Here is a 23,825-nt window from a genome sequence, read left to right on the forward strand (position 1 = left end):
ATTTAAGAATGGGTAACCGGAGTACAGCTCGAGAGAGGACGCCATGAAATTAATTAATGCAATTATAAAACCTTTTAAATTAGACGATGTCCGTGAGGCCTTATCTGATGTGGGGATCGAAGGAATGACCGTCTCAGAAGTGAAGGGATTTGGTCGTCAGAAAGGCCATACCGAGCTTTATCGTGGCGCCGAGTATCAGGTTGATTTTCTACCGAAAGTTAAACTTGAAATCGCAACACAGGGAGACAATGTAGACCGTGTTGTTGAAGCCATCATTAAAGCAGCACACACAGGAAAAATCGGTGATGGTAAGATTTTTGTCTATGATCTGAGCCAAGCGGTGCGAATTCGTACCGGTGAAACAGATTCAGAAGCACTTTAAAAGATTCTAAGGATTGGAGAGACTATTATGGAATTATCAGTAACTGTAACGGAGTTACGTTACGCGCTGGATACCTTTTACTTCCTCATTTCGGGCGCATTGGTTATGTGGATGGCCGCTGGATTTGCAATGCTGGAATCTGGCCTGGTTCGTTCAAAGAATACCACTGAGATTCTGACGAAAAACTTTGTATTATACGCGATTGCTTGTACGTTATATCTCATCGTTGGCTATCACATCATGTATGTTGATAACACAGAAGGGGGTTGGTTGCCTTCAGTTGGTGGATTGATCGGTTCTCAAGCTGCAGATGCCGACCACTCTTTAGAATCAGATTTCTTCTTCCAGGTTGTATTTGTTGCAACAGCGATGTCAGTTGTTTCTGGCGCTGTCGCTGAGCGAATGAAACTGTGGGCATTTTTGATTTTCTCTGTGGTACTGACTGGCTTTATCTATCCTGTTGAAGGTTACTGGACATGGGGTGGTGGTTTCCTTTCTGCTGCTGGTTTCAGTGATTTTGCCGGTTCGGGTATTGTTCATATGGCTGGCGCAGCGGCTGCTTTAGCGGGTGTTTTGTTGCTGGGTGCCCGCAAAGGCAAATATGGCAAAAATGGTGAAGTTCATCCGATTCCTGGTTCAAATATGCCGTTGGCAACACTGGGAACCTTCATTTTGTGGTTCGGTTGGTTTGGTTTCAACGGTGGTTCACAGTTGATGATTTCCGATGCTGCCAATGCGTCAGCGGTCGGTAAGATCTTCTTGAACACGAATGCTGCAGCGTCAGCGGGTGCATTAGCAGCGTTATTAGTCTGTAAAACTACTTGGGGTAAAGCGGACTTAACCATGGTACTGAACGGTGCGCTGGCTGGTTTAGTTGCGATTACGGCTGATCCGCTTTCTCCGTCACCAATGTATTCGGTTGCGATTGGTGCGGTTGCCGGAGTGATTGTTGTGTTCGCGATTGTTGCGTTGGATAAAGTGAAAATCGATGATCCAGTGGGTGCGATCTCTGTTCATGGTGTTTGCGGTTTGTTTGGCTTGATGGCTGTGCCAATCAGCAATGCGGATGCATCATTTGGCTCTCAATTACTGGGGGCGGTTGTTATCTTTGGTTGGGTATTTGGTGCCAGCCTGATTGTTTGGGGTATCCTCAAAGCGACAATGGGAATTCGTGTCACGGAAGAAGAAGAGATGGAAGGAATGGACATGCACGATTGTGGTGTCGGTGCCTATCCTGAATTTGTGACTGCGAAATAAGCCATCCAATTAAGTTATCGTATCAATACGATCAAAACCTGCCCTGATTCGGGCAGGTTTTTTTATGTCGCAGATCTGCATGTGACGATTTTGAGTCAAGCATTTATCAAATCAATGTGTTGCTTGATAAACGGCAAACTTATTGGTTTTGGCTAGCGTATTACAGCACCCCAATGCTTGTTCAATCAGTGGGGGATATTTGAGGAAACTGTTGGCGACAATGGTGAGCCGTCCTCGCGGTTTTAAATAGTGAGGAGACTGAGCCAGAAATGTCTCACTGGCATGATAACTTGTCCCCAGTCCGGAATGAAACGGTGGGTTGCTGATGAGATGATCGTAACGTTCGGTCACATCTGAATAGATATCTGACGGGAAAACATGACCACTCAGTTCGTTTGCAGCCAGCGTTGCTTTACTGGATTCAATCGCTAATGCACTGACATCACACATCGATATGGTGACTGACGGATATTGTGCAGCAATGACTGAACCAATGACACCTGCACCACATCCGAAGTCCAAAACGTTTCCCCGCATCTCGGAGAGGTTATCTAGCAATAACTGACTGCCGAGATCTAATTCGCCATGGCTGAACACGCCGGGCAGGCTTTTCACGATGATGTCTTTTTGCTGATAATTGACGGTGTAAGTTTTAAACCAGTCCTGCATATTGAACTGTTCTGGTGTCTGGCTGCATTCTCCCCAGTAGAAAGAACAGCGGCGTGCAGCATCATATTTGCGGATAATGCCGTAGGGTTTGAATAACTTTTCGATACTCTTGATGCCGGAGCGATTTTCACCGACCACAACAATTTCAGTTCCCGGACCGAGTTGGGTCATGAGCATAGCAAGTAGGTATTCAGCTTCCTGTTTTGCTTTTGGCCAGTAGAGTAAAACCATATTTGCATGGCAGTCGTCACTTAACGTTGCGCCAAAATAAGCCGTCACACTTGAGTTATTTGTGATCTGCCGATAGTAGCCGTAGTGTGTAGTAAAGATAGAGACAGATTGACACACCTGTTGCAGTTGCAGGGGAAACTGGTCTTCGATCTCACCGGCAACCAGCAGATGTTTTCCCTGAAAATGGGCAATTTGACGTTCAGCGATTTGGCTGGGTGCTGAATTCTGGGCTGAAAAATATTCGCTCGACATAATAATGCTCAATATTTGGTATCACAAAAAGAGGCGCGATTTTCTCATAATCTGTAGCTGGCTTGAAGTCATTTAACTTTTATCCTGTCGGTTGAGAAATGACTGAAACTCTTCTTCATAGATATTGAACAGCACAATGGTGATCGCAAAGATCAGGGGGCCGTATATTAATCCCATCAGACCGAACAGATGAATACCGCCCAATAATGAGAAAAAGATCATCAGTGTATTCATGCCTGAACTGCCCTGCATCAGGAAAGGGCGCAGTAAGTTATCAATTGAGCCGACAACTACAACACTCCAGACTGCGAGGAAAATCCCCCAAGAAATATCGTTGGTAAGCAATAGATAAGTACTGGCTGGTATCCATATCAATGCTGTACCGACAATCGGAATAAAGGAAGCAAAGCCAATCATGGTACCCCAGAACAGACCGGGGAAACCCGCAAGCCACATCCCGATACCACCGGCAGCACCTTGCGCCAGCGCAGTTAGAAAGGATCCCATCACCGCTGATTTAGATACTTTCTCTATCTCTTCCAGTAAGCGATCTTCTTGGCTGCGTGACAGGGGAATCACATGGCGCAATGTTCCGATAATTTTTTCATAATCGCGTAGCAGGAAAAACAACACAAACAGCATTAGGAAAAAGTCCATGATGAAAGCTGTGGCATCACCAACGAGTTTGGCGCTGACACCGACAAGTTGTGTACCGGCTTGGCTAGACATTTTTGCAACTCTTTCAGCAATTGCAGACGGTTCGATAGTATCAAATGGCAGGTAGGTATTCGCAAAGTCCATTGCTTTGACAATCCAAGGATGATTAAAAATTTCCTGAACACCGCCGTGAGTCACCCATTGATAAAGTGTTTGCGAGAAACGAGCACCTTGTTGAGCGATCGCGCCAAACACCAATAATAGCGGTAGCACAATAATAAAAGTCAGAATGATACAGGATAAAAATGAAGCAAAATTCTTATAGGGACTCAGCTTATGTTCCAGAAATTGGTGGAGCGGATAGATCAGTAAGGTAATGATAAAAGCCAGCACAATCGAATTGATATAGGGCTCAATGAGCAGATAACATGCAATGGCTGCAACAAGTAATGCCGCGATAATCACTCGATGACTGGAGATGGTATTCACGTTGTTTCTACCTTTGATGACTCATATTCAGATATAGGTTTGTATCATGACGATAATTCGGGTTGTTAGCAATCATCGTCATGTTAGAAATGGTAAGCATCTGCCATAAATTGTGTCTATTCGGGTGATCAGCTAGGTGTCTGATAAAGAAAAGGCGCTCTGGTAGGAGCGCCCGGAATCTCGCAATAGTGAAATAGCTTAGTCGCTTGCCATCATAGCGAAACAGCGATCCGCAGCTTCTAATGTAGCTTCAATTTCCTGAGAGGAGTGTGCCAGCGAAGTAAACCCGGCTTCATAAGCTGATGGGGCCATATAAACACCGTGATCAAGCATCAAATGGAAGAAACGTTTAAATTTCTCAACGTCACAGCGGGCGACATCTTCATAGCAGGTGACGTGCTGTTGATCGGTAAAGAAAAAGCCGAACATCCCACCGACCTGATGAACCAGCAGTGGAATACCATGTTTGTCAGCGAAATACTTAAAACCATCCGCAAGCTGTTTGGTTTTTGATGCGAGACGTTTTTCGTTACCTTCTTCTTTTAACAAGCTGAGACAGGCATAACCGGCAGCCATCGCGACTGGATTTCCTGAGAGTGTTCCAGCCTGATAAACGGGGCCGATTGGGGCGATATGTTGCATAATTTCTTTCCGGCCACCAAAAGCACCGACTGGCATTCCCCCCCCAATGACCTTACCCAACGTCGTTAAGTCAGGTTTAATGTTATAGTGTGCCTGAGCACCGCCTAAAGCAACTCGGAAACCGGTCATCACTTCATCAAAAATCAACAAAGCGCCATTGTCATCACAGAGGGTTCTGAGTCCTTCCAGGAATCCTTCAATCGGCGGAATACAGTTCATGTTACCGGCAACCGGCTCGACAATAATGCAGGCGATTTCGTCTTGATTGGCATCGAACAAGGCTTTAACTGAATCGAGATCATTAAAACGGGCCGTCAATGTATATTTGGCAAAGTCGGCCGGTACTCCGGGAGAGCTGGGTTGACCCAGCGTGAGCGCCCCAGAGCCTGCTTTGACCAGAAGGCTATCCGCATGGCCGTGATAACACCCTTCGAATTTGATAATTTTATCGCGTCCGGTATATCCTCGGGCCAGACGGATGGCACTCATCGTTGCTTCTGTGCCTGAGTTGACCATGCGTAACTGTTCCATCGATGGCACTAATTGTGAAACCAGTTCAGCAATGGCTATCTCTTGTTCAGTCGGTGCTCCGAAACTCAGCCCTTTTTGGACCGCGCCAATCACCGACTCACGAATCACGGCATGATTATGACCAAGAATCATTGGACCCCATGAACCGACGTAGTCGATATAAGCTCTACCATCAACGTCAAAAACAAACGGACCGTCAGCTCTGTCGATAAAAATCGGCGTGCCACCGACACCATTAAAGGCGCGTACTGGCGAATTTACACCACCGGGTATGGTGTTCTGTGCCTGTTGATATAGATCAGATGATTTGGTCATAGGAATTATCCTCTTTTGAGTGGTTGGACCAACTTGGCAAGCATTGTACTATTCATTATTCGAAGAGAAATATTTTTTTCGATTTTTTCCTGAAATGCCAATAGATGAACACGGTTTGTTAATGATTGATGCCTGTTCAGCCGATTTGACTCCCTTACATTGAATGATTTCAATATTTTGAGTGACATAGACTATCATGTTATGGGAGCGGTTGGATTGGTCATTGTCGTTTGAGAAATAAAGTTCGTCTGATGTATGGAGGGAATACTTGAACGACTCAGTCAGGTATTAGATAATCAATAGAGATAATGAAGCATATCTCATGCAACAATGTTGACTGAGGTTCTGTTGACTGAAACTATGTTAGCAAGAGATATCGAAGCATGAGAGAGGTCGTTGTGAGTGATTTAAGTATACCGCTGACATTTTCTGATGCGGCAGCGAAGCGAGTCAAAGCGTTAATTGCCGAAGAAGAAAATCAGGAATTAAAACTACGGGTTTATATTACCGGTGGTGGTTGTAGCGGTTTTCAGTATGGATTTACGTTTGATGAAAATGTAAATGATGGGGATATGACAATTGAAAATTGTGGAGTCACACTGGTGGTTGATCCAATGAGTCTACAATATCTGATTGGTGGTGAGGTTGATTATACCGAGGGACTTGAAGGTTCTCGCTTTTTCGTCAATAACCCCAATGCGACAACCACTTGTGGTTGTGGTGCTTCATTTAGTGTCTGATATCCCATCCTGATGAACCATGTCGGATCGTCGTATCCGAGCCGACATGGCTGCTATATATTCAAGTCCTGATAATCAGTTTTACAGTGCCATCGCACAGCCTCAGCAATTGTTGTTCAACATCTTTTGTTGTCAACACCTGTGTGCCTTAACGCTTGGCATACATCAGATGACTGAAGCGTTCTAGCTGCTGAAGTCTGATTTTTGCGTTGGCAATAAATGTTTGTTTCGCTTGTCCTTTGAGTGATGCCGATTGAGGGAGCGACACCGTTCTTGGGTTTTTGTGTACACCGTGGACTAAAAATTCGTAGTGCAGGTGTGGCCCCGTGACTCGACCTGTGCCACCTAAAGCCCCGACTTTTTGCCCTTGTTTCACCCGTTGCCCGGTTTTTACATAGCGACGATTCAGGTGAAGGTATTTGGTCATATAGGTATTACTGTGTTTGATAAACACATAATTACCGTTGAAGCGGTTATAACTCGATTTGACGACGACACCATCTCCGGCTGCCCAAATCGGTGTTCCGACCGGTGCGACATAATCCGTACCACGATGAGGCCTGACTCTTCCGGTCACCGGGTGAAGCCTGCGTGGGTTGAAGTTCGATGAGACACGACGAAAATCGAGTGGCGAACGCAAGAATGCTTTTTTCATGGCTCCTCCATTCTCATCATAATAATCACCATTATCATCGTTGATAATAGCTTGAAATGTCGTGCCCTGATTGGTAAAAGTTGCGGCAATAATATTACCCTTACCGACAATTTCACCTTCGACAACTTCTTCTAAATAGAGCAGGCTGAATGTATCCCCCTTACGGATATCCAATGCAAAGTCGATATCCCAACCAAAAATACCAGCCAGTTCCATAATTTGATTCGGGGTTAAACCGGCATTGATCGCAGCATTCCAGAAGTTCGATGTAATTTGGGCTTCTGCGTAATTATATTGATAGTGCACTTCCTTTTTATCTAACTTCGCGGTAAAGCCATGCTCTGACTTGGTAATCATAAACGCTTCGTAGGTCGAGAGACTTCGTCGTAATTGCACAAGTTGATTATTTTCGTCAAAACCAAAACTGAGTTCGTCCCCGGGACGGAGCCGGGTGAGTTGTTGTTTGATCTCCGGATCACTGGCGGTTAATTCATACAAGAGACGTGACGAAAGCCCGATACGCTGAAATAAAACGGCGGCACTTTCTCCGGACTTTACCTGATATTGTTCCCAACGAAGTGTCGCCGTCGGAGGAATTGTTGCACCGGGAGAAAGCGCTTCAGCATTAATAGAGAGTGGATAATGACGACCGATTTCGAACTGTTTTTCTTTTCCTTGGAGCTCTTTGGGATTGGGCAGGAAAAAAATAGCGATCACGATTAAAGCGGAAAAACACCCAATCAGTGTTTGATGTAAACGTGGCAGACGAGCAAAAATAGACAACATATAGACAGCGTTTTACCGATGGTTGATAAAATCCTTAGAACAGTAGTTTAACTGGTTTCAAAATGCATCGCTATTCAAGTAATATATCTAACTAATAAATTTCTGCCAAATTTGTGGGAGCGAACGAGAATGGCAACAATTGAAACCGCATTAGCTGAAATAAAGCGCGGTGTTGAAGAGCTGATTCCTGAAGAGGAACTGATAGCAAAACTGAAAGAAGGCCGTCCGTTAAGAATTAAGTTGGGTGCTGATCCAACCGCACCGGATATTCATTTAGGTCATACTGTCATCCTGAATAAGTTGCGTGCTTTTCAGGAGTTGGGACATGAGGTAACTTTCCTGATTGGTGATTTTACCGGTATGGTCGGTGACCCGACCGGTAAAAACACCACACGTCCGCCATTGACCCGGGAAGATGTGATTCGCAATGCTGAAACGTATAAAGAGCAGGTGTTTAAAATTCTTGATCCTGCAAAAACAAAAATTCAGTTTAATTCCGAGTGGCTTTCAGAGCTAGGTGCTGAGGGAATGCTGCGTTTAGCCGCCAATCAGACCGTTGCTCGTATGTTAGAACGGGATGATTTTAAAAAGCGTTACAGCAGTGGTCAGCCGATTGCGATTCATGAATTTATGTATCCGCTACTGCAAGGTTACGATTCTGTGGCGATGGAGACGGATGTTGAACTCGGTGGTACGGATCAGAAATTTAATCTGTTGATGGGTCGTGAGCTGCAAAAAGCAAATGGTCAAAAACCACAGGTTGTACTGATGATGCCGCTACTCGTCGGTTTGGATGGCGAGAAAAAAATGTCGAAATCAGCACATAACTATATCGGCATTAACGAATCTCCCGAAGAAATGTTTGGCAAAATTATGTCGATTTCAGATGAGCTGATGTGGAGTTATTACGATTTGCTGTCGTTCCGCCCACTTTCCGAAGTCCAGCAGTTTAAGTCAGATGTCGCAGCCGGTAAGAATCCCCGGGATATTAAAATCTTGTTGGCGAAAGAAATTATTGCACGTTTCCACGATGAAGCAGCGGCTGATGGTGCTGAACAAGAATTCATTGCGCGCTTCCAGAAAGGTGCAATCCCTGATGAAATGCCTGAATTCACATTTTCATCCGGTATCGCTATCAGCAATATTTTGAAGGATGCAGCTCTGGTTGGCTCAACATCGGATGCCATGCGGATGATTCGTCAGGGCGCTGCCAAAGCGGCTGGTGAGAAAATCCAGGATACCAAATGGATTCCTGACAATGGCACTTATGTACTTCAGGTTGGCAAGCGGAAGTTTGCCCGCGTGACAATCCAGTAAAATATCGGTGAATAAAGCCTGAGGTTGTGATTCAGGCTTTATTTTATACTGGATAAGTAAGATTGTTTCTGTTGACTCATCTGAATGATATCCCGATATAGTTTATCTTCAAACTGCTCAAGTTGTGACGGAGCCTGAACAGTTTCTTCCTTATCATCCGGAAAGTAGTCCGTGATAAACTGGACAAACAGAACCTGAGGCTGACCTTTTTTATCCAGCCCGTATCCCGCCATATTATAACTGCCATATAGAGAGCCGCTTTTGGCACTTAAATTACCTTTAACCAGCGAAGAGCGCATGCTTTTGCGGTATTTCAGTGTGCCACTTTGACCCGCAACCGGTAGTAAGCCAATCAGATGAAGGGATGTGTCATGTTGCCAAATATACCGCAAAACATCAGCCATCTGATTCGCCGTCATTCGGTTATTACGTGACAATCCGGAACCATCAACCAGTTGGGCGCTTTTGAGATCAATACCGGCTTTAGCATATAAAATCTGTTTGATCGCTTCAGTCCCATTGGCAAAACTCCCTGCTTGCACAAAAAACTGATGACCCAGCGTTTTGGTCACATTATTGGCGATCAGGTTATCAGACTCTTTCAGCATGGTATCAAGCAATTCAACCAGCGGTTTAGATTCATGGTGAGCCAAGACTTGTTGCAACGGTTTCGGTGGTCGCCCGACGAGCACATCTCCCGTAAGCGTGATTCCCAGTTGATTGAGAATTCTGTAAACGATACGTGTTGCGTAAAGGCTGGGATTCTGGAGCGCAAATTTTAAGGGTAGCGGTGAACTGCGCTGAACCAGACATCCGGACAAACGGTAGTTGTTTTCGTGATTGCTGCGTAGCTCAAGATCGCAAAGCTGCTGCTTTTGCTCTTGTAATGAAACGGTTTTTGCCTGAGTCGATACGTGAACAGGATATTGCTCCGGAATATAAACGCGGGTGTTACCATCTGTTTGCGTATAAATCGAGCCAGGCACACAGTTTTCATCTAACACAATAACACTCGACGGGGCGCTGTAGCATACCCCCAGAATATCCCACGGCCAGCCGACGGCTCTTTCGTAGCCACTAAACAACGTATTATCGAGCCACAAGTTACCTTCAATTTTTTTAATACCCCGTTGTTTCAGCGTCACGAACATCTGTTTCAAATCATCAGTCGTGAGCTGTGGATCGCCACTAAATTGGAGAATCAAATCATGATCTGCACGACCTAAAGAAGTCTTGAAGCGGAATTGATCCCCCAACTCTAATTTAGCGGCCAGCGCGGTAATCAGTTTCATGGTGCTGGCGGGAGGATAGAATGACTGACTGCCGGTATCAATTTCTCGTAGGTGCGTATCCAGTTGCTCAACGATCAGTGCAGTCCGGCTGGTTGATGGTAGCAGATGGTCATAAGGCGTCACCTGAGCTGCACATAACTCAGCAGTCAGAATAAAACAGGCGATAGTAAACAGAAGCATCCGAAGCACAAAGCAATCCAATATATAATCATGTCATGTGACTAGTATAACCAGATAAAAAAACGCCCGCTAGCGCGGGCGTTTTAAGGATCTTAAATCTGGTTCAGATTAGAAGTCGTAGCGTAGACCTACAACCATCTCATCTTGTTCTTCCGTATCTTTAACAGATGTAACTGTACCGGCAGCGTTTTTATATGTATCACCTTTATCAAGCATGTTGATGTTGTAAGACACATAGCTGCGGAAGTTTGGCTGGAAGTAATAAGCAACTTCTAATGCAAGGTTATTGACATTAGTATCGCTTGTTTCACCATAGTTATATGTGGCAATCAGCTTAGTTTTGTCAATGGTGTAAGAAGCTGCAACTTCATAACCGTCATAGTTATCAGCACCTGCCGCATCGTAGTCGATGTGGCTGTACAATGCCGACAGATACAGGTCATTCAGTGTATACGCAACTGTCGCAACGATTTGATTGTCATCGTCTTGTGCACCGTAACCTAAACCTAGGTCAACACCGATATCAGCCAGCGCGTAGGTTGCAGACAGACCATAACCATCTTGTTTGTTATCGGTATAAGTCGTGTTTACACCAGTACCTGTTTTAGTACGGTCAGCGAAACGGTATTCTGCGAATACATTCAGGTTATCAAATGAACCAGCATATTTTAGAAGGTTGTCAGTACGGTCAAGTGCAGTTAGTTTATTGACAGAACTATCACCATGGTATGACATGATATCGGTAAAATCAGACAGAGGAGTCAGAACACCGTCTTGTTTACCATAGGTCACCAAACCGTATGTACCACCCAGACCAGCGTAAGTATAACGAGATACGAACTTACCGTTATCATTGTCTATAGGTTTAGCTGGATCGGTTGATGCGCTATCATCTGATGTAAATTGACCTTCGAAGTAACCCAAGCCGTACAGGTTGTCATTGATTTCCTGTTTACCTAAGAAACCCAGACGAGTACGAGATTTATCTGATGCATCGCCATCTTTCAGAGAAAGAATGCCTTCGACACGTCCTTTCATCGTTAGGGATGTGCCGTCTTGGTTGTATAGTTCACCAGCGTTCACGCCAGTTGCCACTGCAGCACCTGCCACTGCAAGAGCGATCAGAGTTTTTTTCATCTTGTTAATCCTAAAATTTACTGTCCATAAACGTTGAAGAACATAATCGGTCTGACCTGTTAAGCGAGGTATCCGAGCGACTATCGTCCATCATCTGTGATGCGAATACGTACAATGCAGCATAAATAAAAAAGTTATGAAACATTGAACTTTTCGCCTTTCTCGTAATCTAGTTGTACATGCAAAGGTAGAACGAAGTTAGTAAAATGATATAAATCGACGTGGCGAACGATGTTTTATTGGGTGTAAATAAATATCAAAGCTATGTTTTCAAATGTTTTTTTTGTGTTTTTGTAAAGTTCCATTACTTGAAAAATTTGATCTATATTTATTTTTTTTTACGACTTTTGCTTCATATTTAGAATAATGTTCTGTGGCATGGATCAATTTTTTATATATGCGAGTCAGCGTTCCAATGTAGTGGCGTCAAAGATTTATAAATTGGGATCTTGAATTTAGATGATTTCGCTACCAACTTTGTTTACACTGGGATAATCAATTTGAATGAAAAACTACCTAATCCTTGGGATTGGGTAGTTTTGTTTTGTCCAAAGATAACTTTGGTTTCGAGGTATAAAATGGAAAAAGTTCCAATGACGGTTCGTGGCGAGCAACTCCTTCGTGAAGAGCTTGACCGACTCCTGAAATTACGGCCAAAGATTTCACAGGCGATTGCTGAAGCTCGTGAACTGGGAGATCTGAAGGAAAATGCAGAATATCATGCTGCCCGGGAAGAACAGGGAATCTGTGAAGCCCAAATTCGCGACATAGAGTATAAACTGTCCATGGCTCAAGTCATTGATGTCACGAAGCTTGATAATTCCGGTAAAATTATTTTTGGTTCCACGGTGACTTTGGTCGATGTGGAAACCGATGAAGAAAAAAGTTACCAAATTGTTGGTGATGATGAAGCTGATATTAAAGCAGGACGTATTTCAGTCAGTTCTCCGATTGCCCGGGGACTGATTGGCAAGATTGAAGGAGATGAAGTCACCATCGTAACCCCGGGTGGTGAAAAAACTTTTGATATCGATAAAGTTGAATATAAATAAAATAGCAATAGCTATTTATCGATGTTTTTGCTGATATTGTGATAATAAAAAAGCCGCTTCAGCGGCTTTTCTTATCTTTCTAGGCATTCCATTTTACTTTCTAGGAATTTCAATTCTTCGCTGTTCTGAAGGGCGGTATAACACCAGTACTTTACCGATGGTTTGGATTTTTTCAGCACCGGTTTCTCGAATAATTGCGTCAATAATCAGCTGCTTGGTTTCCCGATCTTCTGACACAACTTTGACTTTGATTAATTCGTGATGATCAAGTGCAATTTCGATCTCTGCAAGCACGGCTTCTGTCAGGCCATTTGCGCCCATGAGGACGACGGGTTTCAAATGGTGGGCTAAGCCCTTTAAATGCTGTTTTTGTTTAGTGCTTAGGTTCATGATGCAGCCAATTTAATTTACTATATGAGGGTTGAAAACAGCTATTTTAGCGCCATCTATGGAAGATGACCACATCTTCCGTCCCTTGTTTATCTGGTGAAGTGATTTGTATTGGAACAGAAATGAGTAAAAATAAGCATTCTGCGAGCTCAGGCCGATGGCTGAAAGAGCATTTTGATGATAAATATGTAAATGATGCGAAGAAGAAAGGTTATCGTTCTCGTGCTATCTTCAAACTAGAAGAAATCCAAGGGAAAGATAAACTGCTCAAACCGGGAATGACAGTGGTTGATTTGGGCGCTGCCCCTGGTGGATGGTCTCAGTATGCTGCGAATGTTGTCGGTGATTCAGGGCAGATTATTGCGTGTGATATTTTGCCGATGGATTCGATTGCCGGTGTTGCCTTTCTTCAAGGCGATTTTCGGGAAGAGTCTATTTTAAATGCGTTACTCGATAGAATTTCTCCGAACCTTGTCGATGTTGTGATGTCTGATATGGCACCCAACATGGCCGGAAATTTATCCGTTGATCAGCCCAGAGCAATGTATTTGGTAGAATTGGCCCTAGACATGTGTCGACAAGTGCTTGCTGAGAATGGTAGCTTTATTGTCAAAGTTTTTCAGGGAGAAGGCTTTGAGCAATACGTGAAAGATGTCCGGTCACTGTTTAAAGTGGTTAAAATAAGAAAACCAGACTCATCGAGAGCGCGCTCTCGGGAAGTCTATATTGTAGCAATTGGTTACAAAGGGTAACCATTTACGGGGCTCAGGCGCTGTCGATACGGTAGCGACATACTATAATCTGTAGTACCCTACCTTTAATTACAACTAGTTATCGCGAGGCTTACACCTTGAGTGACATGGCAAAAAATTTAATATTATGGCTGGTTATCGCCGTTGTCTTAATGTCCGTATTTCAGAGCTTTGGCCCTGGAGATAATAGTGGCAGGGCGGTTGACTATACCACTTTTGTGAAAGAAGTGGGGCAGGGTCAAATTCAGGAAGCTCAATTCAAAGATAGTGAGATTACTTTTACCCGCCGAGGCAGTAGTACTCGTTATGTAACGTACATGCCAGTCTACGATCAGAAGCTGCTCGATGATCTGATTAATCAGAATGTAAAAGTTCAGGGAACGCCTCCTGAAGAACAAAGTTTACTGGGTACGATTTTCATCTCTTGGTTCCCGATGATTCTCTTGATCGGTGTCTGGATCTTCTTTATGCGACAGATGCAGGGCGGTGGTGGTAAAGGTGCCATGTCGTTCGGTAAGAGCAAAGCCCGTATGATGACTGAAGAGCAGATTAAAACAACGTTCGGTGATGTCGCTGGTTGTGATGAAGCGAAGGAAGATGTTAAAGAGCTGGTTGATTATTTGCGTGACCCGAGCCGTTTTCAGAAACTTGGCGGAAAAATTCCAACAGGTGTTCTAATGGTTGGTCCTCCGGGTACCGGGAAAACGTTGTTAGCGAAAGCCATTGCCGGTGAAGCGAAAGTCCCGTTTTTTACCATCTCAGGTTCTGATTTTGTTGAAATGTTCGTTGGGGTCGGTGCTTCTCGGGTCAGAGACATGTTTGAACAGGCCAAGAAAGCTTCTCCTTGTATCATATTTATCGATGAAATTGATGCCGTCGGGCGTCAACGTGGTGCCGGTGTCGGCGGTGGACACGATGAGCGTGAACAGACATTGAACCAAATGTTGGTTGAAATGGACGGTTTTGAAGGACATGAAGGTATCATTGTTATCGCTGCGACCAACCGTCCGGATGTTTTAGACCCCGCGTTGTTACGTCCCGGTCGTTTTGACCGTCAGGTTGTGGTTGGACTGCCGGATATCCGTGGCCGTGAACAGATCCTGAAAGTTCACATGCGTAAAGTTCCGACGGCTAACGATGTGGATGCTTCACTGATTGCTCGTGGTACACCGGGTTTTTCTGGTGCAGATTTGGCGAACTTAGTCAATGAAGCGGCACTGTTCGCAGCCCGGGGAAATAAACGTAATGTTTCGATGGTTGAGTTTGAACTGGCGAAAGACAAAATTATGATGGGGGCCGAGCGGCGTTCCATGGTGATGTCAGAAGAAATCAAAGCGTCAACTGCGTATCATGAGGCAGGGCATGCTATCGTTGGACGTTTAGTGCCTGAGCATGACCCTGTTTATAAAGTGTCGATTATTCCGCGTGGTCGCGCTTTAGGCGTCACCATGTACTTGCCGGAGCAAGATCGTATCAGTATGTCTCGGCAACATTTAGAGTCAATGATTTCCAGTCTTTATGGTGGACGTCTTGCTGAAGAATTGATTTATGGTGCAGATAAAGTATCAACGGGGGCGTCAAACGACATTGAGCGCGCGACAGATATTGCACGTAAAATGGTGACCCAATGGGGATTCTCCGAAAAATTAGGTCCATTGCTGTATACCGAAGAAGAGGGTGAGGTTTTTCTGGGACGGAGTGTTACGAAAACGAAACACATGTCTGACGATACGGCAAAATTGATCGATGATGAGATTCGTAAAATTATTGATCGAAATTACGAAAGAGCGAAAAAGATCCTGTTGGATAATATGGATATCATGCATTCGATGAAAGATGCATTGATGAAGTATGAAACAATTGATGCCGGTCAAATCGATGATTTGATGGATCGAAAATCCGAAATTAGAGATCCTGCCGGATGGGTTGAGCAAGAGCTTGCAGCTCAAGAAAAAATGAAATCAACTGAACAGACTAGTGATACGACGCCGGATAAAACTCAAAATGAGGAACCGCAGGACAAATCAGATAGTGATGATCAAAATGGACGAACTGAGTAAATCGTCTTGTCTGTGAAAAAAGCCCCGGTATAGTCGGGGCTTTTGCTATTATGGGAGTGTTATGGAGATTCGGACATCCAATAAAACCTTAAGTTTGAGTTGTCCTCAGGTGATGGGGATTTTGAATACGACGCCTGATTCTTTTTCTGATGGCGGACGGTTTACCTCTCTGGAAAAAGCATTAGCTCATGCAGATTCAATGATTCGCGCCGGGGCAACAATCGTTGATGTCGGTGGAGAGTCAACTCGCCCGGGAGCGGCTGAAGTTACTGTAGAAGAAGAATTGAAACGGGTGGTTCCTGTGGTTAGCGCCATTCGACAAAAATATCCGGACATATGGATTTCTGTTGATACAAGTAAAGCTGAAGTGATGCAACAGAGTATTGATGCCGGCGCGGATCTGATTAATGACATTCGTTCACTTCAGGAGCCGGGTGCATTAGAGGTCGTTGCGAAGGCGGATATTCCCGTCTGTTTAATGCACATGCAAGGGCAGCCCGAAACCATGCAGGAGCGCCCTGAATATCGTGATGTTCTTCAGGAAGTCTACACGTTTTTAAGTGGCAGAATTACCGTATGTGAAAAGGCTGGTATTAGACGAGAAAACATTATCCTTGATCCTGGCTTTGGTTTTGGCAAAACGCTTGAACATAATTACCATCTATTAGCGAATCTGAAAATTTTTCATCAGTTTGGCTTGCCATTGCTGATTGGGCTGTCCAGAAAAACAATGCTGCATAAATTTCTTGGTAAACGCCCCGTTGATTGTATGGTTGCGAGTGTTGTCTGCGCTGCGGTTGCTGCTATGCAAGGCGCACAGATCTTCCGAGTTCATGATGTCGATGAAACTGTTGAAGCGATGAAAATAATCAGTATGATTCAAGCGAATCAATCATAAGAAAATAGGAATATCGATGTCGAATCACAGACGCTATTTTGGTACCGACGGAGTTCGGGGAAAGGTTGGACAATTCCCTATCACCCCTGACTTCGTGATGAAACTCGGATGGGCTGCCGGTCGAGTTTTATCGAAACAGGGAACCCGTAAAGTGATTATCGGTAAGGATACTCGTATCTCCGGCTATATGTTGGAATCAGCGCTGGAAGCCGGTTTGGCTGCTGCCGGTCTCGAAGCCACGTTAACCGGACCGATGCCGACACCGGCTGTTGCTTACCTGACACAAACTTTTCGCGCTGAAGCAGGGATCGTGATTTCTGCATCTCATAATCCATATGATGATAATGGCATCAAGTTTTTTTCTTCTGAAGGAACAAAGTTACCTGATGAGGTGGAACTCGAAATTGAACAAGAACTGGATAAAGTCATTGAGTGTGTTCCCTCTGCTGAATTAGGAAAAGCCTCCCGCTTAACCGATGCCGCAGGTCGTTATATCGAGTTTTGTAAAAGTACTTTCCCATCCAGATTAAGTTTAGCCGGGCTAAAAATTGTCGTGGATTGTGCTCATGGTGCCACTTATCATATTGCTCCAAGTGTTTTCAGAGAGCTAGGCGCTGATGTGATTGCTATTGGTGTCAATCCCAATGGCTTAAATATTAATGAACAGGTCGGTGCGACAGATATCAGAGCGCTCCAGCAGAAAGTGTTGGAAGAAAAAGCGGATATAGGATTGGCATTTGATGGTGATGGTGATCGTATCATCATGGTGGATGCATTGGGTTGTAAAGTCGATGGTGATCAGATTGCCTATATTATTGCTCGATATTTGCTACGCAAGGGAGAGCTGAAAGGTGGTGTCGTCGGTACATTGATGACCAACCTTGGCATGGAGGTCGCGTTGAAGCAACTGGGTATCCCGTTTGCTCGGGCAGCTGTCGGGGACCGATATGTCATGGAAAAGCTGCTGGAAAAAAACTGGAAAATCGGTGCAGAAAATTCAGGGCATGTGATCTTACTGGATAAGATGACAACCGGAGATGCGATTGTTGCCGCTCTACAGGTTTTGACGGTTGTCGTTGATAGCGAAATGTCTCTGAGTGAATTATCCAACGGCATGAAACTTTTCCCACAGGTGCTGGAAAATGTTCGTTTCAGCGGGGATTCTAATCCACTCGATGCCGAGGCCGTAAAACAGTGTGTTGAGGCAGTTGAAGCTGAATTAGGGGACAAAGGGCGAGTTTTGTTGAGAAAATCAGGTACTGAACCCTTACTTCGAGTTATGGTTGAAGGTGAAGACGAAATTTTAGTTCGGGAATCTGCCTTGAAAATTGCGGATGTCGTTAAGGCAAGCTGTTGAATCTGTCAAAAGGAACCTTCAATTTGATGGTTCCTTTGCTTATATTCACGTTGTTTGAATGATGAAAAGAGTGTGGTTGTCCCTTTTTTAACCGCTTAACCATGAATTTGAAAAAAAAGTAATTTATCCTCTTGCCAGTTTTAAATCCTTTCGTTAGTATTGCCCCCACTTCCGAGAAGGAGGGCGCTAGCCTAGTTCACGTCGATAGATGAGAATGGCGCTGGCTCAACAATTTGGAACATAGGTGGATATGTTATGTTTACAGTTCTACTTGTGATTTACCTGTTAGCAGCGGTTGCTATCATCGGATTGGTGTTGATTCAACAAGGTAAAGGCGCAGATATGGGAGCCTCATTCGGGGCTGGTGCTTCAAATACAGTATTTGGTGCCGGTGGCTCTGGAAACTTCTTAACCCGAATGACTGCAATTTTTGCAATTGTGTTTCTAATTGTTAGTTTGGTATTAGGGAATCTATCAACACATAAAGCGAAGTCGCAATGGGTTGATCCTGCTCAGAATCAAGCGGTTCAAGAGCAAACTCAGACTGATGATAGTGGTGTTCCTGCAGATAACTCAAACGGCAGCGAAATACCACAGTAAAAAGAATTTAGCCGAGATGGTGAAATTGGTAGACACACTAGCATGAGGTGCTAGCGCCTATGGTGTGAGGGTTCGAGTCCCTCTCTCGGCACCATTATTCTTTACAAACTTGTAAATGAAGATTGAGAGCGTATAATGCTCAGCAAGTCGGACGCGGGGTGGAGCAGCTTGGTAGCTCGTCGGGCTCATAACCCGAAGGTCGTCGGTTCAAATCCGGCCCCCGCAACCAATTTTTGTTGAATTGGTTGTTGCAGGTTTGATAGTGAGAAATAGTATCTCACTATGTGTTAAGACAGCGTCTTAACATTCAGGGTCCAGCATAGATAAAAACCCCGACTATCGGGGTTTTTTATTATCTGATTCTTGTGTATGAGTAGTGATGACTGTTCATATATCAAAGATTTGGTCTGTTTGCTTGGAATTGAAATTGGGCTCATAGCCCTTTTTTTGTTTCTGGAGTCGTTTAAATGACAGGGTTAGAAAAACAACTTTCTGAATTACTTGAGGCACCTGTTGTTGCTGCAGGTTATGAATTAGTCGGATTAGAGTTTGTTCGTGCCGGAGCACACTCGACGCTACGAATTTATATTGATCATGACAATGGTATTACTGTGGATGACTGTGCTGAGGTGAGTCGTCAGGTCAGTGCTGTGCTTGATGTGGAAGATCCTATTTCTGTGGCTTATAACCTTGAAGTTTCTTCACCTGGCGTAGACAGACCTTTATTTAAATCTGAACACTATGAGCAATTTATTGGTCACGAGGTCAATATTGTTTTGAAAATGGCTGTTGGAAACCGCCGCAAATGGAAAGGTATCATCCAATCGGTTGATGGTGAAACTATTGTGGTTACTGTTGATGAGCAAGAAGAACAATTCGCGCTCAGCAATATTTCAAAAGCTAATCTGATCCCTAAATTTTAAGTCTTAAAGAGGCTGGAAATAATGAGTAAAGAAATTTTAGCGGTAGTTGAGGCGGTTTCAAACGAGAAGGCTGTTCCTCGTGAACGTATTTTTGAAGCGCTTGAAACTGCGTTAGCTACTTCGACTAAGAAAAAATACGACATTGACATTGATGTTCGTGTTGCAATTGATAGAAAAACTGGTGAGTTTGAAACATTCCGTCGCTGGTTGGTTGTGGAAGAAGTTCAGAATCCGACCAAAGAAATTTCAGTCGAAGCAGCTCAATTTGATGATGATTCGATTGAGTTGGGTGACTTTATTGAAGATCAAATTGAATCGGTTAAGTTCGACCGAATCACCACCCAGACTGCGAAACAGGTGATTGTCCAGAAAGTTCGTGAAGCTGAACGGGCTCAAATCGTTGAGCAGTTTATTGATAATGAAGGTGAGCTTGTTACCGGTGCCGTGAAGAAAGTTAGCCGAGATAGTATTATTCTTGATCTCGGGAATAACGCAGAAGCTGTGATTTTGCGAGAAGATCAACTTCCCCGAGAAAACTTCCGTCCTGGTGATCGCGTTCGTGGCCTGCTTTATGCGGTTAGACCTGAAGCGCGTGGGTTCCAGCTCTTCATTACACGCTCTAAGCCTGAAATGCTGGCTGAATTATTCCGTGTTGAAGTCCCAGAAGTTGGTGAAGAATTAATCGAGCTGAAAGGCGCATCTCGCGATCCGGGTTCCAGAGCTAAAATCGCGGTGAAAACCAACGATAAACGCATTGATCCAGTCGGTGCATGTGTTGGGATGCGTGGTGCACGGGTTCAGGCGGTTTCCAGTGAATTGGGTGGCGAGCGTATTGATATTGTGCTGTGGGACGATAACCCAGCTCAGTTTGTAATTAATGCAATGGCACCTGCTGATGTTGCTTCTATCATCGTTGATGAAGATGCTCACTCGATGGACATTGCTGTTGAAGCCGACAATTTAGCTCAGGCAATTGGCCGTAGTGGGCAGAATGTTCGTTTGGCCTCTCAGTTAACTGGCTGGGAACTCAATGTGATGACAGTTGAAGATCTTCAGAAGAAACATCAAGAAGAATCAACTGAATCGATTGAGTTGTTCATGAAGCATCTGGCTATTGAGCAGGACTTTGCTGAATTGTTGGTTGAAGAAGGCTTCTCCACATTAGAAGAAGTTGCCTATGTACCAGTGAATGAGTTGCTTGAGGTTGACGGGTTGGATGAAGACCTTGTTGAAGAATTGCGTACTCGTGCAAAAGATGCACTGACAACTCTTGCTTTGGCTAGAGAAGAATCACTGGATGGAGGTGAGCCAGCTGAGGATCTGCTGAATCTATCTGGTCTTGAGCGTGATATGGCTTACAAACTGGCAGCTAAAGGGGTTATAACTCTCGAAGATTTGGCTGATCAGGGAATTGATGATCTTGAAGGTATCGAAGGACTGACAGAAGAACGCGCTGGAGAATTAATTATGGCTGCGCGTAATATTTGTTGGTTTGGCGAAGACGCGTAATTTTCAGCAAGGGGAGAAAGCGGCATGACAGAACTTACAGTTAAAGCACTGAGTGAAGAGATTGGTACACCAGTTGACCGCTTATTAGAGCAACTTGCTGACGCAGGAATGACAAAAACGGGATCGGATAGTGTTTCTGAAAATGAAAAACAGAAACTGTTAACTTTCCTTCGTAAAGAGCACGGTGGCAGCTCTTCAAAGGACGAACCGACTCGTTTGACATTACAGCGAAAAACTCGCAGCACACTCAGTGTGAATGCGGGGGGTGGTAAAAGTAAGAATGTTCAGGTTGAAGTGCGCAAAAAACGTACGTATGTTAAGCGTAGTGCAATCGAAGATGAAGCAAAACGTCAGGCAGAAGAAGCTGCCCTGCGTGAAGCTGAAGAGAAAGCAAAGTTAGAAGCTGAAAAAGCAAGATTGGAAGCTCAAGCTAAACGTGAAGCTGAAGAAAAAGCAAAGCGGGAAGTTGAAGAGCAGATGAAGCGTGAAGCTGAAGAAAAAGCGAAGCGTGAAGAGAAAAGCAGTCAGAAAGTTGAACTTTCTGATGAAGAGAAATCCAAGCAAGAGGCAGCGCGACAAGAAGCCGAAGCACTGATGCGTCGTCAGGAAGAAGAATTGAGACGTAAAGCTGAAGAGGAAAGTCAGCGTCAGCTCGAAAAAGCGCGTGAATTGGCTGAAAAGAATCAAGAGCGTTGGTCTGCTGCAGAAGAGAATAAAGGTGCTATGGAAGACGAATATACAGATTACCATCTAACTACTTCTCGTTATGCCCAAGAGGCAGAAGACGAAGCAGACCGTCGAGATGAAGGTAGTCGTCGCGCAAAAGCGAAGAAAAGAGCTTCTGCTCGCGATGAACAACGCCAAGAACGCGATATGCGTCCTCGTGGTGGAAAAGGTGGACGTAACTCGAATCGGGGGCGGGGAAAACCTTCTTCAATGCAGCAAGGTTTTGATAAAAATGCGACTGTTGCAAAATCTGACGTTGTTATCGGTGAAACAATTATTGTTTCCGAACTGGCTCAGAAAATGTCAGTGAAAGGCACCGAAGTCATCAAAGTCATGATGAAAATGGGTGCGATGGCGACGATCAACCAAGTGATTGATCAGGAAACTGCACAGCTTGTTGCCGAAGAAATGGGCCATAAAGTCATTCTCCGTAAAGAGAATGAACTGGAAGAAGCGGTTCTTTCTGACCGTGATAGCACTTCTGAAGCCGTTCCTCGTGCGCCGGTTGTTACCATTATGGGACACGTTGACCACGGGAAAACTTCAACACTGGATTATATTCGTCGTACGCACGTTGCATCCGGTGAAGCCGGTGGTATTACCCAGCATATCGGTGCTTATCATGTTGAAACTGATAACGGCATGATTACTTTCCTCGATACTCCGGGACACGCGGCATTTACAGCAATGCGTGCTCGTGGTGCTCAGGCGACGGATATCGTGGTGTTGGTCGTTGCGGCAGATGATGGTGTTATGCCTCAAACGATTGAAGCGATTCAGCACTCAAAAGCAGCGAAAGTACCGCTAATTGTTGCAGTGAACAAGATCGATAAAGAAGAAGCCAATCCGGACAACGTGAAGAATGAGCTGGCACAGTATGACATCATTCCTGAAGAATGGGGTGGTGAGAATATGTTCGTTCATATCTCTGCCAAACAGGGAACCAACGTGGATGCCTTGTTGGAAGCGATTCTTCTGCAAGCTGAGGTTCTGGAACTGACCGCTGTTGCTGACGGCATGGGTTCTGGTGTCGTTGTCGAGTCCCGTCTGGATAAAGGCCGCGGCCCTGTCGCAACGATCTTGGTTCAGTCAGGTACGCTGCGCAAAGGTGATATTCTGCTTTGTGGTCAGGAGTATGGCCGGGTCAGAGCAATGCGTGACGAAGTCGGTGATGAAGTGCTGGAAGCTGGTCCATCTATTCCTGTCGAAGTACTTGGTCTTTCCGGTGTTCCTGCTGCGGGTGATGAAGCGACAGTTGTGCGTGATGAGCGTAAAGCCCGTGAAGTTGCGAACTACCGTCAGGGTAAATTCCGCGAAGTGAAACTGGCTCGTCAGCAGAAAGCTAAACTGGAGAATATGTTCTCTAATATGACTGCCGGTGAAGTTGCTGAACTGAATATTGTGCTTAAAGCTGATGTTCAAGGCTCGGTTGAAGCAATTACCGATGCATTGGTTAAACTTTCAACTGATGAAGTGAAAGTAAACATTGTTGGCTCCGGTGTGGGTGGTATTACCGAAACTGACGCAACATTGGCTGCTGCATCGAATGCAATCGTCCTGGGCTTTAACGTCCGTGCCGATGCTTCTGCCCGCCGAACCATCGAAGCAGAGAACCTAGATCTGCGCTACTACTCCATCATCTATCAATTGATTGATGAAGTGAAACAGGCGATGAGCGGTATGTTAGCGCCTGAATTTAAACAGGAGATTATCGGTCTGGCTGAAGTCCGTGATGTCTTCCGTTCGCCGAAACTGGGTGCTATCGCTGGCTGTATGGTTACAGAAGGACTGATTAAACGGAATAATCCAATTCGCGTTCTGCGTGATAACGTCGTTATCTATGAAGGTGAACTGGAGTCACTCCGTCGCTTTAAAGATGATGTTGCAGAAGTGAAGAGTGGTTATGAATGTGGTGTCGGTGTGAAAAACTATAACGATGTCCGCGTTGGTGACCAGATCGAAGTCTTTGAAACAGTGGAAATTAAACGTTCAATCGACTAACTGTTACGGGTGATATCACTTGATC

20 protein-coding genes and 2 tRNA genes are annotated in these 23,825 nt (G+C 44.7%); 15 read left to right on the top strand and 7 right to left on the bottom strand.

Features of this window, described 5'->3' with window-relative positions:
- Positions 1 to 43 precede the first annotated feature (43 nt).
- Positions 44 to 382 carry a P-II family nitrogen regulator gene (glnK, locus tag VRK_RS02490; RefSeq protein ID WP_038178152.1) on the top strand — a complete coding sequence of 113 codons (339 nt, stop codon included), beginning with the start codon at positions 44 to 46 and terminating at the stop codon, positions 380 to 382.
- Positions 383 to 409: 27 nt separating this feature from the next.
- Complete coding sequence (locus VRK_RS02495; protein WP_059119946.1) at positions 410 to 1,639, top strand: ammonium transporter; 1,230 nt, start codon at positions 410 to 412, stop codon at positions 1,637 to 1,639.
- 111 nt (positions 1,640 to 1,750) lie between these two features.
- Here VRK_RS02495 and rsmC read toward each other — a convergent pair whose 3' ends face one another.
- From rsmC to hemL, 3 genes are all read right to left on the bottom strand, one after another.
- The gene (gene rsmC / locus VRK_RS02500) at positions 1,751 to 2,791 is read right to left on the bottom strand and encodes a 16S rRNA (guanine(1207)-N(2))-methyltransferase RsmC (protein WP_059119947.1); all 1,041 of its coding nucleotides are present in this window, start codon (positions 2,789 to 2,791) and stop codon (positions 1,751 to 1,753) included.
- A 72-nt stretch (positions 2,792 to 2,863) separates the two neighbouring features.
- Positions 2,864 to 3,937, bottom strand: a complete 1,074-nt coding sequence (locus VRK_RS02505) for an AI-2E family transporter (protein ID WP_059119948.1) — start codon at positions 3,935 to 3,937, stop codon at positions 2,864 to 2,866.
- 198 nt (positions 3,938 to 4,135) lie between these two features.
- Positions 4,136 to 5,425, bottom strand: a complete 1,290-nt coding sequence (hemL, locus tag VRK_RS02510) for a glutamate-1-semialdehyde 2,1-aminomutase (RefSeq protein WP_059119949.1) — start codon at positions 5,423 to 5,425, stop codon at positions 4,136 to 4,138.
- Positions 5,426 to 5,823: 398 nt separating this feature from the next.
- Here hemL and erpA point away from each other — a divergent pair, with 398 nt between their 5' ends.
- A complete protein-coding gene (erpA, locus tag VRK_RS02515; protein ID WP_038178274.1) occupies positions 5,824 to 6,165 on the top strand; it encodes an iron-sulfur cluster insertion protein ErpA in 342 nt (113 codons plus the stop codon).
- A gap of 148 nt (positions 6,166 to 6,313) precedes the next feature.
- On the opposite strand, the gene VRK_RS02520 is transcribed toward erpA, so the two are convergent.
- Positions 6,314 to 7,606: a peptidoglycan DD-metalloendopeptidase family protein gene (locus VRK_RS02520; RefSeq protein ID WP_059119950.1), complete on the bottom strand. Its 1,293-nt coding sequence runs from the start codon at positions 7,604 to 7,606 to the stop codon at positions 6,314 to 6,316.
- Between the two features lie 129 nt (positions 7,607 to 7,735).
- Here VRK_RS02520 and tyrS point away from each other — a divergent pair, with 129 nt between their 5' ends.
- Positions 7,736 to 8,923: a tyrosine--tRNA ligase gene (gene tyrS, locus VRK_RS02525; RefSeq protein WP_059119951.1), complete on the top strand. Its 1,188-nt coding sequence runs from the start codon at positions 7,736 to 7,738 to the stop codon at positions 8,921 to 8,923.
- A gap of 38 nt (positions 8,924 to 8,961) precedes the next feature.
- On the opposite strand, the gene dacB is transcribed toward tyrS, so the two are convergent.
- Entirely contained in the window at positions 8,962 to 10,395 is a 1,434-nt protein-coding gene (dacB, locus tag VRK_RS02530) for a serine-type D-Ala-D-Ala carboxypeptidase (RefSeq protein ID WP_059119952.1), read from the bottom strand.
- A 108-nt stretch (positions 10,396 to 10,503) separates the two neighbouring features.
- Positions 10,504 to 11,532 (bottom strand): porin, encoded by a 1,029-nt coding sequence (locus VRK_RS02535; protein ID WP_059119953.1) that lies wholly within the window; start codon positions 11,530 to 11,532, stop codon positions 10,504 to 10,506.
- A gap of 578 nt (positions 11,533 to 12,110) precedes the next feature.
- On the opposite strand from VRK_RS02535, the gene greA reads away from it, so the two are divergent.
- Positions 12,111 to 12,584 carry a transcription elongation factor GreA gene (greA, locus tag VRK_RS02540; RefSeq protein ID WP_059119954.1) on the top strand — a complete coding sequence of 158 codons (474 nt, stop codon included), beginning with the start codon at positions 12,111 to 12,113 and terminating at the stop codon, positions 12,582 to 12,584.
- Positions 12,585 to 12,677: 93 nt separating this feature from the next.
- On the opposite strand, the gene yhbY is transcribed toward greA, so the two are convergent.
- On the bottom strand, positions 12,678 to 12,974 hold the full coding sequence (gene yhbY, locus VRK_RS02545; protein WP_021020609.1) for a ribosome assembly RNA-binding protein YhbY: 297 nt from the start codon (positions 12,972 to 12,974) through the stop codon (positions 12,678 to 12,680).
- Between the two features lie 122 nt (positions 12,975 to 13,096).
- Here yhbY and rlmE point away from each other — a divergent pair, with 122 nt between their 5' ends.
- From rlmE to infB, 10 genes are all read left to right on the top strand, one after another.
- Positions 13,097 to 13,726, top strand: a complete 630-nt coding sequence (rlmE, locus tag VRK_RS02550; RefSeq protein WP_059122609.1) for a 23S rRNA (uridine(2552)-2'-O)-methyltransferase RlmE — start codon at positions 13,097 to 13,099, stop codon at positions 13,724 to 13,726.
- A 98-nt stretch (positions 13,727 to 13,824) separates the two neighbouring features.
- Positions 13,825 to 15,786 (top strand): ATP-dependent zinc metalloprotease FtsH, encoded by a 1,962-nt coding sequence (gene ftsH / locus VRK_RS02555; RefSeq protein WP_082671288.1) that lies wholly within the window; start codon positions 13,825 to 13,827, stop codon positions 15,784 to 15,786.
- 61 nt (positions 15,787 to 15,847) lie between these two features.
- Positions 15,848 to 16,684 carry a dihydropteroate synthase gene (gene folP / locus VRK_RS02560; RefSeq protein WP_059119956.1) on the top strand — a complete coding sequence of 279 codons (837 nt, stop codon included), beginning with the start codon at positions 15,848 to 15,850 and terminating at the stop codon, positions 16,682 to 16,684.
- Between the two features lie 16 nt (positions 16,685 to 16,700).
- Entirely contained in the window at positions 16,701 to 18,041 is a 1,341-nt protein-coding gene (gene glmM, locus VRK_RS02565) for a phosphoglucosamine mutase (protein WP_059119957.1), read from the top strand.
- Between the two features lie 255 nt (positions 18,042 to 18,296).
- Positions 18,297 to 18,641, top strand: a complete 345-nt coding sequence (gene secG / locus VRK_RS02570; protein ID WP_059119958.1) for a preprotein translocase subunit SecG — start codon at positions 18,297 to 18,299, stop codon at positions 18,639 to 18,641.
- Between the two features lie 10 nt (positions 18,642 to 18,651).
- Positions 18,652 to 18,735, top strand: a tRNA-Leu gene (locus tag VRK_RS02575).
- A gap of 58 nt (positions 18,736 to 18,793) precedes the next feature.
- Positions 18,794 to 18,870 (top strand) — tRNA-Met (locus VRK_RS02580).
- Between the two features lie 238 nt (positions 18,871 to 19,108).
- On the top strand, positions 19,109 to 19,564 hold the full coding sequence (gene rimP / locus VRK_RS02585; RefSeq protein ID WP_059119959.1) for a ribosome maturation factor RimP: 456 nt from the start codon (positions 19,109 to 19,111) through the stop codon (positions 19,562 to 19,564).
- Between the two features lie 21 nt (positions 19,565 to 19,585).
- Positions 19,586 to 21,073, top strand: coding sequence for a transcription termination factor NusA (nusA, locus tag VRK_RS02590; protein ID WP_059119960.1), 1,488 nt, complete (start codon positions 19,586 to 19,588; stop codon positions 21,071 to 21,073).
- A gap of 24 nt (positions 21,074 to 21,097) precedes the next feature.
- Complete coding sequence (gene infB, locus VRK_RS02595) at positions 21,098 to 23,800, top strand: translation initiation factor IF-2 (protein WP_059119961.1); 2,703 nt, start codon at positions 21,098 to 21,100, stop codon at positions 23,798 to 23,800.
- Positions 23,801 to 23,825 lie beyond the last annotated feature (25 nt).

Source organism: Vibrio sp. MEBiC08052, from assembly GCF_001506075.1.
Classification (GTDB): Bacteria; Pseudomonadota; Gammaproteobacteria; order Enterobacterales; family Vibrionaceae; genus Vibrio.